General features: G+C 39.7%; 14 protein-coding genes. 4 read left to right on the top strand and 10 right to left on the bottom strand.

All coding sequences use genetic code 11. The features are described 5' to 3' along the window. Window position 1: 1 nt before the first annotated feature. Window positions 2–340, bottom strand: a complete 339-nt coding sequence (gene rpsF / locus VZD24_RS10075) for a 30S ribosomal protein S6 (RefSeq protein ID WP_279448488.1) — start codon at window positions 338–340, stop codon at window positions 2–4. Between the two features lie 213 nt (window positions 341–553). Between rpsF and VZD24_RS10080 the strand changes: the two genes are divergently transcribed. Continuing rightward, complete coding sequence (locus VZD24_RS10080) at window positions 554–1,267, top strand: LytR/AlgR family response regulator transcription factor (RefSeq protein WP_342687549.1); 714 nt, start codon at window positions 554–556, stop codon at window positions 1,265–1,267. Here the strand turns inward: VZD24_RS10080 and priA are convergent. The 4 genes from priA to nadC all read right to left on the bottom strand — a co-directional run bounded on the left by priA (window position 1,264) and on the right by nadC (window position 6,040). Continuing rightward, window positions 1,264–3,714 (bottom strand): replication restart helicase PriA, encoded by a 2,451-nt coding sequence (gene priA / locus VZD24_RS10085; RefSeq protein ID WP_342687548.1) that lies wholly within the window; start codon window positions 3,712–3,714, stop codon window positions 1,264–1,266. The genes VZD24_RS10080 and priA overlap by 4 nt on opposite strands. A gap of 101 nt (window positions 3,715–3,815) precedes the next feature. After that, window positions 3,816–4,244: a DUF2147 domain-containing protein gene (locus tag VZD24_RS10090; protein WP_342687547.1), complete on the bottom strand. Its 429-nt coding sequence runs from the start codon at window positions 4,242–4,244 to the stop codon at window positions 3,816–3,818. Window positions 4,245–4,268: 24 nt separating this feature from the next. Next, window positions 4,269–5,183, bottom strand: a complete 915-nt coding sequence (locus VZD24_RS10095) for a YihY/virulence factor BrkB family protein (RefSeq protein WP_342687546.1) — start codon at window positions 5,181–5,183, stop codon at window positions 4,269–4,271. After that, window positions 5,180–6,040, bottom strand: a complete 861-nt coding sequence (nadC, locus tag VZD24_RS10100) for a carboxylating nicotinate-nucleotide diphosphorylase (RefSeq protein ID WP_342687545.1) — start codon at window positions 6,038–6,040, stop codon at window positions 5,180–5,182. Before nadC ends, VZD24_RS10095 begins: the two co-directional genes overlap by 4 nt. Window positions 6,041–6,146: 106 nt before the next feature. On the opposite strand from nadC, the gene rlmH reads away from it, so the two are divergent. Continuing rightward, complete coding sequence (gene rlmH, locus VZD24_RS10105; RefSeq protein ID WP_342687544.1) at window positions 6,147–6,620, top strand: 23S rRNA (pseudouridine(1915)-N(3))-methyltransferase RlmH; 474 nt, start codon at window positions 6,147–6,149, stop codon at window positions 6,618–6,620. Window positions 6,621–6,710: 90 nt separating this feature from the next. Here rlmH and VZD24_RS10110 read toward each other — a convergent pair whose 3' ends face one another. Further along, entirely contained in the window at window positions 6,711–7,019 is a 309-nt protein-coding gene (locus tag VZD24_RS10110; RefSeq protein WP_342687543.1) for a DUF6122 family protein, read from the bottom strand. Window positions 7,020–7,030: 11 nt separating this feature from the next. After that, entirely contained in the window at window positions 7,031–7,492 is a 462-nt protein-coding gene (locus VZD24_RS10115; RefSeq protein ID WP_342687542.1) for a DinB family protein, read from the bottom strand. Between the two features lie 207 nt (window positions 7,493–7,699). Here VZD24_RS10115 and VZD24_RS10120 point away from each other — a divergent pair, with 207 nt between their 5' ends. Continuing rightward, window positions 7,700–8,794 (top strand): T9SS type A sorting domain-containing protein, encoded by a 1,095-nt coding sequence (locus VZD24_RS10120; RefSeq protein ID WP_342687541.1) that lies wholly within the window; start codon window positions 7,700–7,702, stop codon window positions 8,792–8,794. Between the two features lie 111 nt (window positions 8,795–8,905). Here VZD24_RS10120 and VZD24_RS10125 read toward each other — a convergent pair whose 3' ends face one another. Next, the gene (locus VZD24_RS10125; protein ID WP_342687540.1) at window positions 8,906–9,835 is read right to left on the bottom strand and encodes a hypothetical protein; all 930 of its coding nucleotides are present in this window, start codon (window positions 9,833–9,835) and stop codon (window positions 8,906–8,908) included. A gap of 333 nt (window positions 9,836–10,168) precedes the next feature. Here VZD24_RS10125 and VZD24_RS10130 point away from each other — a divergent pair, with 333 nt between their 5' ends. After that, the gene (locus VZD24_RS10130) at window positions 10,169–10,558 is read left to right on the top strand and encodes an HU family DNA-binding protein (RefSeq protein WP_342687539.1); all 390 of its coding nucleotides are present in this window, start codon (window positions 10,169–10,171) and stop codon (window positions 10,556–10,558) included. Between the two features lie 139 nt (window positions 10,559–10,697). Here VZD24_RS10130 and VZD24_RS10135 read toward each other — a convergent pair whose 3' ends face one another. Next, on the bottom strand, window positions 10,698–11,780 hold the full coding sequence (locus tag VZD24_RS10135) for a GmrSD restriction endonuclease domain-containing protein (RefSeq protein WP_342687538.1): 1,083 nt from the start codon (window positions 11,778–11,780) through the stop codon (window positions 10,698–10,700). Beyond that, the gene (locus VZD24_RS10140; protein ID WP_342687537.1) at window positions 11,777–12,757 is read right to left on the bottom strand and encodes an adenine-specific methyltransferase EcoRI family protein; all 981 of its coding nucleotides are present in this window, start codon (window positions 12,755–12,757) and stop codon (window positions 11,777–11,779) included. Before VZD24_RS10140 ends, VZD24_RS10135 begins: the two co-directional genes overlap by 4 nt. Between the last annotated feature and the right edge of the window lie 26 nt (window positions 12,758–12,783).

Consider the following 12,783-nt stretch of genomic DNA (forward strand, 5'->3'; position numbering starts at 1 on the left):
TTTAAGCTGATTTTTTATTGCGGTTTCTTCTCTTTTCTGCCCAAGCAATCGCGTGCTTGTCAAGGCTTACTGTAAGGTAACGCATAAAACGCTCATCCCTTTTAAATTCAGTTTCTAGTTCGTGTGCAACGTTGCCGTCTACAGTGTACTCAAAAAGGTGATAAAAACCACTTTTTTTGTTTTGGATTGGGTAAGCAAGTTTTTTCAAGCCCCAATTTTCTTTGGATATCATCTTAGCACCTTTAGAAACAAGAATATCTTCATATTTCTTTACTGTTTCCTTTATCTGATCTTCAGACAAAACGGGATTTAAGATGAAAACAGTTTCGTAATGATTCATAAAAAATCTATTAAAATTAATGATTAAAACCTTGGCCTTCTGCCAAAGAGGGTGCAAAAATAATACTTTATTTGTTATTATCAAACCTTATTTTAAAGAGTCTTTCACAAAAATACTTTATAGATAAACTGTGCCTTTTTTTCGATAAAAATCAAAAAATGTTGCATTTCATCGATTATTTGCATATTATTGCTTTAAGAAAAACCTACTATTATGGAAAAAACCATATTAAAGTGTGCTATCGTAGATGATTCCACACTACAACGACTCTCCATTGTAAAGCTCATCCAGATGCACCCCTCTCTAGAGCTTGTTGGCGAGTATAAAAATGCCATTGAAGCCAAAATGGGGCTCGCTTCTACCGAAATTGACCTTATATTTCTTGATATTGAAATGCCAATTCTCTCCGGATTTGATCTTTTGGACGATATTCAAAGAAAACCACAGGTAATATTTGTTACCGGAAAAACAAAGTACGCCTTTAAAGCTTTTGATTATGATGCGGTAGATTATTTAAGAAAACCCATTGCCAAAGATCGTTTTTTAAATGCAGTACACAAAGCAATTACCAATTATAAGCTTAAAAATGAAGAAGGCTTTGACGATGAAGACTTTATTTTTGTAAAAAGTAATCTTAAAAAGCGAAAAGTATTTTTAAACGAGCTGCGCTATATTGAAGCTTTGGGCGATTACGTAAAATTGGTTACCGAGCACGAATCGCTGGTTGTACTTTCTACTATGAAAGCCTTTGAAGCGCTATTGCCGAGTGATCGTTTTCTAAGAATTCACAAATCTTATATTGTAAATTTAGACAAGGTTCAACGTTACAATAGCAAAACAATTGAACTGGATAAAGACCATTTACCTTTGAGCCGAAACCGAAAAGCCGAATTAATTGAAGCTTTGGCGGCTACCCAAAACGCTTAGTAATTATCTACATCTATTGTTATCCGCACGCTTGAAAATTCCTTTATAGCGTTAAAACTTCGCTGCACATTATCAATGTACTTCTTTGTTTTTTCCAAAGATTGATTTTTCGGAATTTTAACAAGCAGATTGTTTATATATTTATTTTTAATTCTTCCAATTGGCGGTGGTTCGGGGCCTAATACATTCTCCTTAAATGCAATTTCCAAAGCTTGCCCAAACCAAGTTGATGCCTTTTGAACCCGAGCGAGATTTTTATCTTTAAACGTTATCTTAATGGTCCTAAAAAATGGAGGGTATTTAAAATTATAGCGCTCCTCCATTTGTTCCTTGTACATTTCGCCATAGTCATTTACACTTACCTGTTTTAAAATTTGATGGTACGGATTGTAGGTCTGAATTAAAACTTTACCGCGTTTTTGGGTACGCCCTGCCCTACCCGACACTTGTTGCAGTAATTGAAAACTACGCTCATGCGCCCTAAAATCCGGAAAATTTAAAAGACTATCTGCATTCATTACCCCCACCAAACTAATATTCCTAAAATCCAATCCTTTGGCGAGCATCTGTGTGCCAACCAGAATATCTATTTCCTCATTTTCCAAAGCTTCAATCAATTTTGAATAAGCGTGCTTTCCTTTGGCGGTGTCTTGGTCCATGCGTGCCACTTTACTGTTCGGGAACAATGTTTTTAATTCGGTTTCAATCTGTTCGGTTCCAAAACCTTTGGTGTCCAATGTCTCGCTTCCGCAGGCAATGCAGCTTTGCATCATCGCCATGTGATAGCCGCAGTAGTGACAGCGCAATTGGTTTTTATGCTGATGAAAAGTCAAACTGACATCGCAGTTTGGGCATTGTGGCGAAACCCCGCAAGTAGTACATTCCACAACGGGCGAAAATCCCCTTCGGTTTTGAAAAAGAATTACCTGCTCGCCATTTTTTAAAACCTCGCGCATTTCTTCCAGCAAACGATCGCTGAAATGACCGGTCATTTGTTTTTTGCGGGTTTTTTCTTTTATATCGACCAATTCAATTTCGGGCATCAAAACATTTCCAAAGCGCTTCTTTAAGGTTACCAACCCAAACTTGCCCGATTTTGCGTTGTGGTAACTTTCCAAAGATGGCGTGGCGGAACCCATCAACAGTTTTGCCTTTTGAAGATTTGCCAAAACAATGGCACTGTCCCGCGCATTGTAGCGTGGCGCCGGACTGTATTGCTTGAAAGAAGGCTCGTGCTCTTCGTCAACAATTATAAGTGCGAGGTTTTTAAAAGGAAGAAATAAAGACGAGCGAGCGCCAATAACAACTTGGGCTTTCGGTTTTTCAGCAAGTACATTGTTCCAAACCTCAACCCTTTCATTCACTGAAAACTTTGAGTGATAGACCGAAATCTTTTCACCGAAATATTTTTGAAGTCGCGTAATAAGTTGCGTAGTCAAAGCAATTTCGGGAAGCATATACAAAACCTGTTTTCCCGATGCAATCACTTCTTCAATAAGCCTAACGTAAATTTCGGTTTTTCCGCTGGAAGTAACGCCGTGCAGCAAGACCGTATCATTAGTTTCAAATGAAGTTTTTATTTCTTCATAAGCTTTTATTTGCGCTTCGTTCAAAGTTTTAATCTCTGAGGAAGTTTCACCGGAAAACGCTACACGATCGTGCTGAATGTAATATTCTTCCAAAATACCTTTATCTATCAACGCTTTCAGGGTTGCGGCAGATGCTTCACTCTTTTTTTGAAGCGCCGTACTACTAATTGGTTTTTTGGTTTGGGTATGCAACATGAAAAGGTGCATAAGCACCTCTCGCTGTTTGTGGGCACGGGTGAGTGAATCTAAAAGCTCGCGCAGCTTTTCTTCGGAAGTATATTTTTGGGATAGTTTTATGTATCGCTTCAGTTTTGGGACGTATTGCTCATAAACCGTTTCTTCAACTTCGATGATATTTTTATCGAGTAATTTTTGAATTATAGAAACAATATTCTTTCGGTCCAAAATAGTTCGTGCGTCGTTTATATGAAGCGATGATTGGTGCTGCAGGGCTTCGTAAAGAACAAATTCATCATCGGTCAACGATTCCTCATCCTGAAAATTTCGGGATGAAAGCTTGATGATGGTTTCGCTTTCCAAAAGAAATGCGCTTGGCAGCGCTGCTTTAATCACTTCGCCTAAGGAACACATATAATAGGCGGCAAGCCATTCCCAATGTTTCAACTGTAGGGTTGTGATAATGGGCTTCTCGTCCAAAATATGGTCAATGGACTTGGTTTCATAGCCCACGGGCGGCTGGTCGTGTACTTGGTAAACAATTCCGGTGTAAACCTTTGACTTTCCAAAAGGAATGGCAACGCGCATTCCCTGCTTTAAAAAAGCAGCTTCATCCTTGTTCACGCTATACGTAAAAGTCTGCTTTAAAGGAATGGGAAGAATTGCGTCTATGAAATACAAAGTGGTTATGCGTTAACGTTAGGAGTAACTAATTTTACGGTTAATTCTATTAAAAAAGGCCACCAAAATGGGTGGCCTAAAGATACTATTTTAAATATTTTTTATTCTACGCGCGTCCAGGTTTGTGTTCTTCCCAAAAGAGAAAAACCTATGTAACCGCGAACGTCCAATTTGTTTGGACCATCAAGTTCAATGTAGCATTTATATACCTTTCCATTGTTGGGATCCATAATGGTACCGTCATTGTATTCATCGCCGTCCTTTTCAAGTCCTTTGATTATTACAAGACCCAGTACCGGTTTGTCCTTATCTTCTCCGGGGCATTTATCGCATTTTACATTTTTTTTTGCGGGATTGAGGATTTCTACGATTTTTCCGTAAACCTTTCCGTTTTGCTTATAAATTTCTACAATAGATTTGGCTTCGCCGGTTTCATCGTCAATGGTTTTCCATTTTCCGGTTACATCCTGCGCCGTGGCAGTTAATATTGTTAAGACAATTAGGGAGCATGTTAAAAGTATTTTTTTCATCTGTTTAAAAAATTAAGTTTATTGTTAAAGTTTTTCTTTTAGTCGCTTTATTGATACGTTCAGTTCAAAACCCAGCAACAAAAGGTTTGCATTTATCCAAATATATAACATCAAAATTAAAAGTGCACCAATGGAACCGTATAACTCGTTATAATTTGAAAAGTTATTGATATAAACCCCAAAAAGGTATGTGGTCAATACAAAAAGTATTGTTGTGGTTACTGCGCCTATCGAAAAAAATCGTGATGATTTTCCTTCCTTAGTGCCATAATAATACAAGGTGGCAATAACTACATAAATCATTATCAAAAAAACAATAATTTGAAAGAACGAAATCCAGAAAACATCATTTTCAATATACGCCCTGGATTGGAGATCCTGAATAATATATTCTATATAAAGGATTACCCCAACCGAAGTTAACAACAACAATGCCAAGAAAATAGAAACCACTACTGCTACCATATACTGCCGTACAAAACTTCTGTTCATGGTTACGTGAAAGGAATATTCAAAAGCACTGAAAATAGCGTTTACGCCATTGGCTGAAAGAAAGAGGGAAAGAAAAAAAACAAAGGATATTAACCCAGCACGTGGGTTTACAGCAATATCAGCTATAATGGGGTAAAAGAATTCTGTAGTTTGGGCGGGCAACAAGGCTTCAATAAAAATTAAAAAGCGGGTCTGGAAACCATCTATGGGTATATAGGGAATGAGGTTCAAAAGAAACAACAAAAAAGGAAACAGCGCCAGAAAAAAACTATACGCAATCGAGCTGGCGCGTGGCGAAAACGAACCTTTTAATATTCCGGTTCCATAAATATCTAGCAAGTGGTAAAGTGAAAACTCGCCCAGGCCGGGAAGTTTTATCTTTTTGCTGAACCGGACCAAATCCCGAATTACCGGAATGTTTATTTCCTTTTCCGCTTCCTTGCTCATTTAATGGCTTTTAGGCTAAGGTCCATGTTGTACACTGAATGTGTCAAAGCACCACTGGAAATATAATCCACACCACATTCAGCATACTTACGGGCGGTTTCCAAAGTGATGCCACCGCTTGATTCCGTAAGGCATTTACCGTTTATTAACTTTACTGCTTTGCGTGTGTCCTCATAATTAAAGTTGTCTATAAGGATTCTATAAATGCCATCGGACTTCAATATTTCCTCTATTTCCTCAAGATTTCGGGCTTCAACAATAATTTTAAGCCCCAACTGGTTCTCCCTTAAATAATTCTTTGTCTTTTCAATTGCCTTTGTTATTCCACCGCAGAAGTCTATGTGATTGTCTTTCAGCATTACCATATCATAAAGTGCAAAGCGGTGGTTCTCGCCGCCCCCAATCTTTACGGCCCACTTTTCCAAAGCACGTATTCCGGGCGTGGTTTTTCGGGTATCGAGAATTTTGGTATTGGTGCCTTCCAGCAGTTTTACATATTCGTTGGTTTTGGTGGCAATGGCGCTCATACGCTGCATTGCGTTCAAAACCAATCTTTCCGATTTTAGGATGGATTGCGAAAGTCCCGAAACATAAAATGCCACATCGCCATATTTTACGGGGCTACCGTCTTTTATTTTAATATCTAGCGCAAGGCCAGGGTCAACAAACTCAAAAACCTGGCGGGCAAAGTCTATTCCTGCTATAATACCTTCATCTTTTACCAAAAGTTTTGCAGAGCCCCGCGCATCTTCTGAAATACAGGCAAGCGAGCTGTGGTCGCCATCGCCTACATCCTCTCTGATGGCGTTGGCTATAATGATATCTATTTCTTTGTTGAATTGTTTCTGTGAAATCATAGCAAGGAAATTTTAGCTAAAATACTTTAAAAAGTTTGAAGCACGAAGAGCGAAGCAGGAAGTGGTACATTTTATCTTTGTATTTTTAACTTCTGAAAACATTTTGATGAAAATTACACTGCTCGCAATAGGCAAAACCGATAACAAACAACTACAAACCTTGATGGACGACTACACCAAACGGCTTGGGTTTTACATTCCGTTTGAAATGGAGGTGGTTCCAGATGTGAAGAATGCAAAAAATCTTTCCGAAGCGCTTCAAAAGCAAGCTGAAGGGGAAGAAATCTTGAAGCGAACCACTACTGCCGATGTGTTGATACTGCTGGATGAAAAAGGAAAAACCTATACTTCGGAAGGTTTTGCGCAGTTTCTTCAGAAGAAAATGAACAGCGGGCTTAAGAACCTTATTTTTGTTATTGGCGGCCCTTATGGCTTTAGCGAAGCGGTTTACGCACGTGCCAACGGCAAGGTATCACTTTCTTCCATGACGTTTTCGCACCAAATGGTTCGTTTGTTTTTTATTGAGCAACTTTATCGGGGGTTTACTATTCTTCGGAATGAGCCGTACCACCATCGGTAGGAGTTTGTTTATACGGGACCTGCCTGCCAGAGGCACGACAGGCAGATTTGGAATTTGGAATTTGAAATTTGGAATTTGGAATTTGGAAATTCAATTCCATTGGCAATCTATGTAATCTGTTAGCATGTGAAACAATAATCCAACCGCAATGATTCTGGTATTTTTAAAAAATAACAACATTCCATAAATCATAATCGCCCAATAGGTATGCAACGGATGGAAGTTGATGCTACATCGCCCCGGATCAAAGATTGGGGTGGCGAAAAGGTGATCCAAATCTACCAGCATGGTTGCCAGCATAATGAGCCAAGCTTTTTTCCATTCCTTTCTAAAAAAAATGTAGGCAATCAACCCTGGAACTATAAGGTGTAGCGAATAATGAACTAAGGTCTGGAGCATCGTTGCATTTACTATTTTACCATTTTTGTCAAGAGCACTATCTGCCCCAAATGATAGGCATCGTGCTGAATAATTCCGTGAATGTGTTTATAATAGCTGTGTTTGTTTACGGGATATTCCTTTTCAAAATCTGCCTCGGGAAAAGTACTGAGAAAGTAGAGCCATTGCTTTTGGGTTGTTTCCAAAGTTTCGAGGGTTTGCTGCCACGCTTCCTCGGAAACATCTTCAACTTTTTCAATATAATTGTTGGAAGGGGTTTCAAGCACTTCGCCCTGTACTCGCTTTAGTACATTTTCACGCCACGCTATTATATGGTTTACTATTTCCCAAATGGTATTGCCGTTTTTTAGTGGACGTTGATTAGCTTGTTCAGCAGTGATGCGGCTAAGGGTATCCTCTAAGGTTACGTCTATCCACGGATGACCGTGGTATAGGTCTGTAAAAAGGGCTTGTATGCGTTGCGCTTCATTCATTGGGCCGATAATTTTTTATAAAGATACTATAAGTTTTGATTCTCTTTTGTCGGTTATCAGTTGTGGGTTGTGGGTTGTGGGTTGTGGGTTATGGTGAATTATTCAAATGCAAATGTTTTATTTTCAAAAAACATATCAAATTATAATTTGGAATTAATAATTAAAAGCCTAATTTTCAAAATTGTAAAATTGTATTAAAAAACATTTATGAAAAAAATATACGCAGTTGCCCTTTTCTTATTGGCCACATCATTCGCCCCCACTACGCTTTTCGCACAATGTGGCGATGTAACCCTTGAGAGCCTAACAAACCCCGGCCCATATGAAGTGGCAACACTTACCGAAGCCGATGGCCTTAGGAATGGCCCAGAATATGCAGGTGCTACTGTGTATTATCCCACAGATGCTACGCCTCCTTTTGCGAGTATCGCCATTGTTCCAGGGTTTACGGCAGCTCCCTCAAGTGTTGAGGAATGGGGCCCGTTTTATGCCTCGCACGGAATCGTAACCATCATTATTGGCACCAACTCTCCTTTTGATTTTCCTGAAGCGAGGGCGGTGGCGCTTTTGGATGCTTTGGAAACGATGCGACAGGAAAATACCCGAAGCACTTCACCCTTAGAAAACCAGCTTGATGTGGACAAATTTGCGGTAAGCGGATGGTCTATGGGCGGTGGCGGCGCACAGCGGGCAGCCGTTTTGGACAATACCATAAAAGGCGTGGTTGCACTGTGCCCCTGGTTGCCAAATGCTTCCTTAAACCACGACAGCCCCGTATTGATTTTTAGTGGCGAAAATGATCCTACCGCCCCTCCTGCGGAACATGCAGACCTTCATTATGCTGCAACTCCAGAAACGACCAACAAGTTACTTTTTGAAGTTGCAAATGGAAACCATTCGGTGGCAAATACGCCTAACGGTGGCAACGGTGCCGTGGGCAAAATAGCCCTTTCATGGCTTAAGTTATATTTGGATGATAACGATTGTTACTGCCCATTATTGACAGAAGGACTCTTGGTTGACCCTCCAGCGGCTTCCAAAGTGCTTTCCAGCTTTGAGTGTGAATTGCTGGGCATTGCCGATAACAATTTTGATATAAGCGTATATCCGAACCCTACAAAGGATTTTGTGAATATAAACGTTTCCAGTCCAGCCCATTTTGAAGTTTATTCTGCATTAGGGCAACGATTGCTTTCTGGCGAACTTACCCCTAACGAAAAGCAGATTGACTTTTCCAATTTTGCGCAAGGAGTTTATTATGTGCGGTTGGAGAATGAAACTCTGAAGATTATTAGGAATTAAGGATTAGATTACTGGCGTGAGCAGATTGCTTTTACTAGCGAGAGGGTGTATAATATAAAAAAACTGCCCCGAAAAGATTCGAGGCAGCAAGTGTAAAAGCAAAAAGGTAATCTATTGAAATGTATATTCAAATGTGTATGTTTCTTCTAGATTTGAGTTGGTGACTTCACTTTTTATTTTTTTAAAGTAAAAATTATTGCTTAAGGTTTCAAAGGTATTTTGTTGGCTTTCTTCAAGGGTTACGTTAAATGATTGAGCCCCATCATTGAAATAGTGGGTGGAAGTTCCTCCAAACCATTCTCCACACAATATTCTATTCATTTTCTTTCCAAATGTTTTGTCCTGCAAATATTGTTCTGTATCTATTATTGAGGAATAGGCTATTGAAAAGGTTTCGCCAGACGCCATTTGTCCTGAAATTAAATTGTTGTTGTTATCATACTGAAAACTGTTTATACTATCCATATTCCCATCAAAATCAAAATCTTTTCCGGCTTTAATTATATTGTCGTTTTCATCAAATTCCATAATATACCTTCTTCTAACCTCAGTGTTTGGATCGTTATAGGGCAACGAAATTTCCTCAAAATAACTGATGTTTTCTGAAATATGTGGAAATCTAAAATACCTATGGGGCGTTACAGAACCCAAATTTGCGCCAACCAATCTTAGCTGGTTATCATAAAAATATTCGCGCACTATTTGACCATTTACTTCTTCCCTTGAAAATACAGCAACCGTACCAGATGCATTAAATTCATATATCTCTTGGGTAGTAATGCCATAACTTATATCATCACGGAAAAATTCTCTAATCATCAATTGCTTTTTATTGTCATTTATAGTAGTAGTATAAATAGATTTAACGACACCTAAATTAGGATCTTCTGGTATTCCTAAATAGGTGATTTTTGCAGCTGTAATTACTGGGTCTAATTGAGTGGTGTCTTCTTGTTGCTGGCTGTTATCATCGTCTGATGAACAAGCTGTGAATAGTAGCGACAAAGCAAAAATGGATAGGAAAAGATGGGCTGTTTTCATATACTATTTGGTTTAAGTTGTAGTATGAAATTAACGTGATATTTTAACATTTAGTATATCACATCCGCTGGCTTGGGCAAATATTTATTCTAGCCTTGCAATTCCACAATAAAGTAACATAAATATTTTGATTATAAAGCGCTGATTTTTATATTTATACATATCAAAGTCCAGCAGAAGGTCAATTTCTCCCCCTTGCAGACCTTCAGCGTTTTTTTGCAACGCTCGGTTTCTTGCCAAGCTACATATTTACACAAACGCCTTGCGGGCATTGACTGTTTTTGTTTTAGGATTTTTTAATTTATTTATTTATTAACATTAATTCTTTTATTTATGGCTATTAAGTACAAATTAGTCGAAAAAGGGGAACCCGGCGTGGTAGGCGGCGGGACCAAAAAATGGTATGCCAGCATTATGTATGATGGCGAAATGGACATTGACGACCTTGTGAGCGAAATTGAGAAATTCAGTGCCCTGAGTGAGCCCGATATCAAGGGAGTAATCGTGGCACTGGAAAACGTCATCCAAAAGGCGCTGGCCGACAGCAAGATTGTGCGGCTGGAAAAATTAGGGTCGCTCTATCCGGCCATTAGCAGCGGTCCGGCAGATACCGAGGTTGCGTTTGCCGCCAAGACAATGATCAAAAAGGTAAACGTAAGGTACCGTGCCGGAAAACGTATTTTGGATACGATGCGCAATGCAGGTTTTAAGAAAGAATCTTAAACCACGCCTGCACTTTACAAAAACCACACGTGGTTTTATATGGAACCACACGTAGTTTTACCCAAAACCACACGTGCTTTTTACCGAAACCACGTGTGGTTTTTTATGGGCTGTAATTACTGGGGGTTTGGAGGGGTGTTTATTTACCCGATTTTCTGCGGTTGTCTTCCCTGCAAAGCATCTGGCAGTTATCTGCACTGGTCTTTCCGCCTTCGTGCCAAGGTGTGATGTGGTCTGCCTCCATTTGATATATTTCGAAAGGTTCTTCGCAGACAGCACAGATACCATCCTGTGCCTCGTATGCCTGGCGCTTTTGGTTGGGGGTAAAGCTTCGGATGTTCAAGTGCTTTTCCTTGCGGGTGAGCACGTAAGTGTAGATGCCTTTCTTCTTTGTAACATCGTCATCCATCATCAGTTCCTTTATTTCTTCTTCCAGTTTTTTGTGGTCAAAACTTTGGTCCTTGTACTGGTTGTAGAGTTCGCCCCAAGCTACGCCTTTCATTTCCTTGCGATATTTTGGGAAAGTTGCCTTTACCCAGTTTATTACGCCCTGAAAATACAGCCATAGCTCGTTGGCGTTGGGATCGAGTTGATGGTTGGCCATATACACCTTAATATTGCCTTTTGAAATCCAGTCTATTACGGTTTCCAAATAATCCTGCCGTATGGGCGACCCGCTCATATAATCGCTACCCAGTCCGTAAGCGGGGCAAGCGTTTTTGCTAAAGTACCGTTTGGCATCACTCACCCACGGACCGGAATATACGGCGTTGCGCATTTCTTGGTCTGTAAGCTGCTCGCCTGCAATATTTATAGTTTCAAACCAGTTCAGTTTTTCACTGTCAGTACCGCTGCACAGGTACACCATCAATTCATAATTGAGTATCTGCTCTTGTTCATCTGGTTGCAGGTTGTGGAAGTATCTCATCATATACGCAAAGTCGCCGTGCACGTACTGGCACAGCGAGATGGTGCGCTGCTGTCCGTCTATGACCTCAAAATTGCCATCGTCACGCACCGCCCAATACATTACATTAAGGGGGAAGTTTTTGGTAACCGTTTCTATTACCGCATCTCGCTGCTTGTCTTTATAGATAAACTCGCGCTGGTAGGGCGGGCGTATGTCCAGCCTGCCGCCGTAGCCCACTACCCCGGCTTCGTCATTGTCTTGGTAGCCCTCGGCAAGTTCGCGGACGGTTATTTTTTTTAGTTCTATATTCATTTCAAACTTTTGTTTTTAATTAATAAACGCGCATAAATTTTTTTGCCATTAATATAAGGATAACCATAATTAAATTCGTCAATCTTAGTAGTTACCATTTGACCTATTATTTCAAATTGTTCGGGGTTGTATTTGTTCATAAAAGTAATAGGCACTCCCATTGCTCCAGCGTAATCCAGTGGAATGTTCTTGGTTTTGCTTACCTCAATGGCATCGTAATTGTCGTAATGTGGGTATTCTTCTTCATTACCCTTATAGGTTTTGTAAAGTATAATGTCTTCGTGGCGTTTGCTTATATCTATATTAGTGTACCATTGTACACCAGACACGCGTATCATACCTTCCTTATGGTCGGCATCAGATGCATAATCTTCATAATGCTTATTGATGAAATGTGCCATATTACGTCTAAACCCATACCCCAACCACATCTTGTCTTCCTTTAATAAAGGAAAGATTTCTTTGTAGGTAATGGCATTTTGGTGGCCTATGATTATAAACTTCTTGTCATATTCAAACAACTGTGACACATATTCCTTAAAAAGAGAGAAGGGCGGGTTGGTCACCACGATATCTGCCTGTTTGAGCAATTCTATACTTTCTTTGCTGCGGAAATCACCATCGCCCTTTAGGGGTTTAATGCCAATTTCTGAAACATCAGGTACATTATTGTTGTTCTTGTCGCCTTCATATTCAAGGTAAATGGCCTGCTCGCTTTCGTTTTGGCTAAAGAGGTCCATATCTTGGTTCTTGTAGCAAGTAGTAATGATCTTTTTAAGTCCAAGCTTTTCAAAGTTGTAACTGAAATAATGGAAAAAGTTGCTCACGCGCGGGTCATCACAATTACAATACACCACTTTATTTTTGAAGAAGTGTTTGTAATGGCGCAACTCCCTTTCTATATCGCTAAGCTGGGTATAGAATTCATCCTTTTTGGACTTTTTCGCCTTATGAAGTTGTTTGTTTTCGTTTGCCATTCAACGTTGTTTGTTCGATTAAATAT

It is taken from the genome of Aequorivita flava, from assembly GCF_038742595.1.
In the GTDB taxonomy this organism is placed as follows: Bacteria; Bacteroidota; Bacteroidia; order Flavobacteriales; family Flavobacteriaceae; genus Aequorivita; species Aequorivita marisscotiae.

Excerpts from the sequence above, each read along its gene's own strand:
- VZD24_RS10140 (WP_342687537.1), bottom strand. The coding sequence starts at position 12,757 with ATGGCAAACGAAAACAAACAACTTCATAAGGCGAAAAAGTCCAAAAAG.
- rpsF (WP_279448488.1), bottom strand. The coding sequence starts at position 340 with ATGAATCATTACGAAACTGTTTTCATCTTAAATCCCGTTTTGTCTGAA.
- nadC (WP_342687545.1), bottom strand. The coding sequence starts at position 6,040 with ATGATTTCACAGAAACAATTCAACAAAGAAATAGATATCATTATAGCC.
- VZD24_RS10090 (WP_342687547.1), bottom strand. The coding sequence starts at position 4,244 with ATGAAAAAAATACTTTTAACATGCTCCCTAATTGTCTTAACAATATTA.
- VZD24_RS10125 (WP_342687540.1), bottom strand. The coding sequence starts at position 9,835 with ATGAAAACAGCCCATCTTTTCCTATCCATTTTTGCTTTGTCGCTACTA.
- VZD24_RS10130 (WP_342687539.1), top strand. The coding sequence starts at position 10,169 with ATGGCTATTAAGTACAAATTAGTCGAAAAAGGGGAACCCGGCGTGGTA.
- VZD24_RS10095 (WP_342687546.1), bottom strand. The coding sequence starts at position 5,183 with ATGAGCAAGGAAGCGGAAAAGGAAATAAACATTCCGGTAATTCGGGAT.
- rlmH (WP_342687544.1), top strand. The coding sequence starts at position 6,147 with ATGAAAATTACACTGCTCGCAATAGGCAAAACCGATAACAAACAACTA.
- VZD24_RS10110 (WP_342687543.1), bottom strand. The coding sequence starts at position 7,019 with ATGCTCCAGACCTTAGTTCATTATTCGCTACACCTTATAGTTCCAGGG.
- VZD24_RS10120 (WP_342687541.1), top strand. The coding sequence starts at position 7,700 with ATGAAAAAAATATACGCAGTTGCCCTTTTCTTATTGGCCACATCATTC.
- VZD24_RS10080 (WP_342687549.1), top strand. The coding sequence starts at position 554 with ATGGAAAAAACCATATTAAAGTGTGCTATCGTAGATGATTCCACACTA.
- VZD24_RS10115 (WP_342687542.1), bottom strand. The coding sequence starts at position 7,492 with ATGAATGAAGCGCAACGCATACAAGCCCTTTTTACAGACCTATACCAC.
- VZD24_RS10135 (WP_342687538.1), bottom strand. The coding sequence starts at position 11,780 with ATGAATATAGAACTAAAAAAAATAACCGTCCGCGAACTTGCCGAGGGC.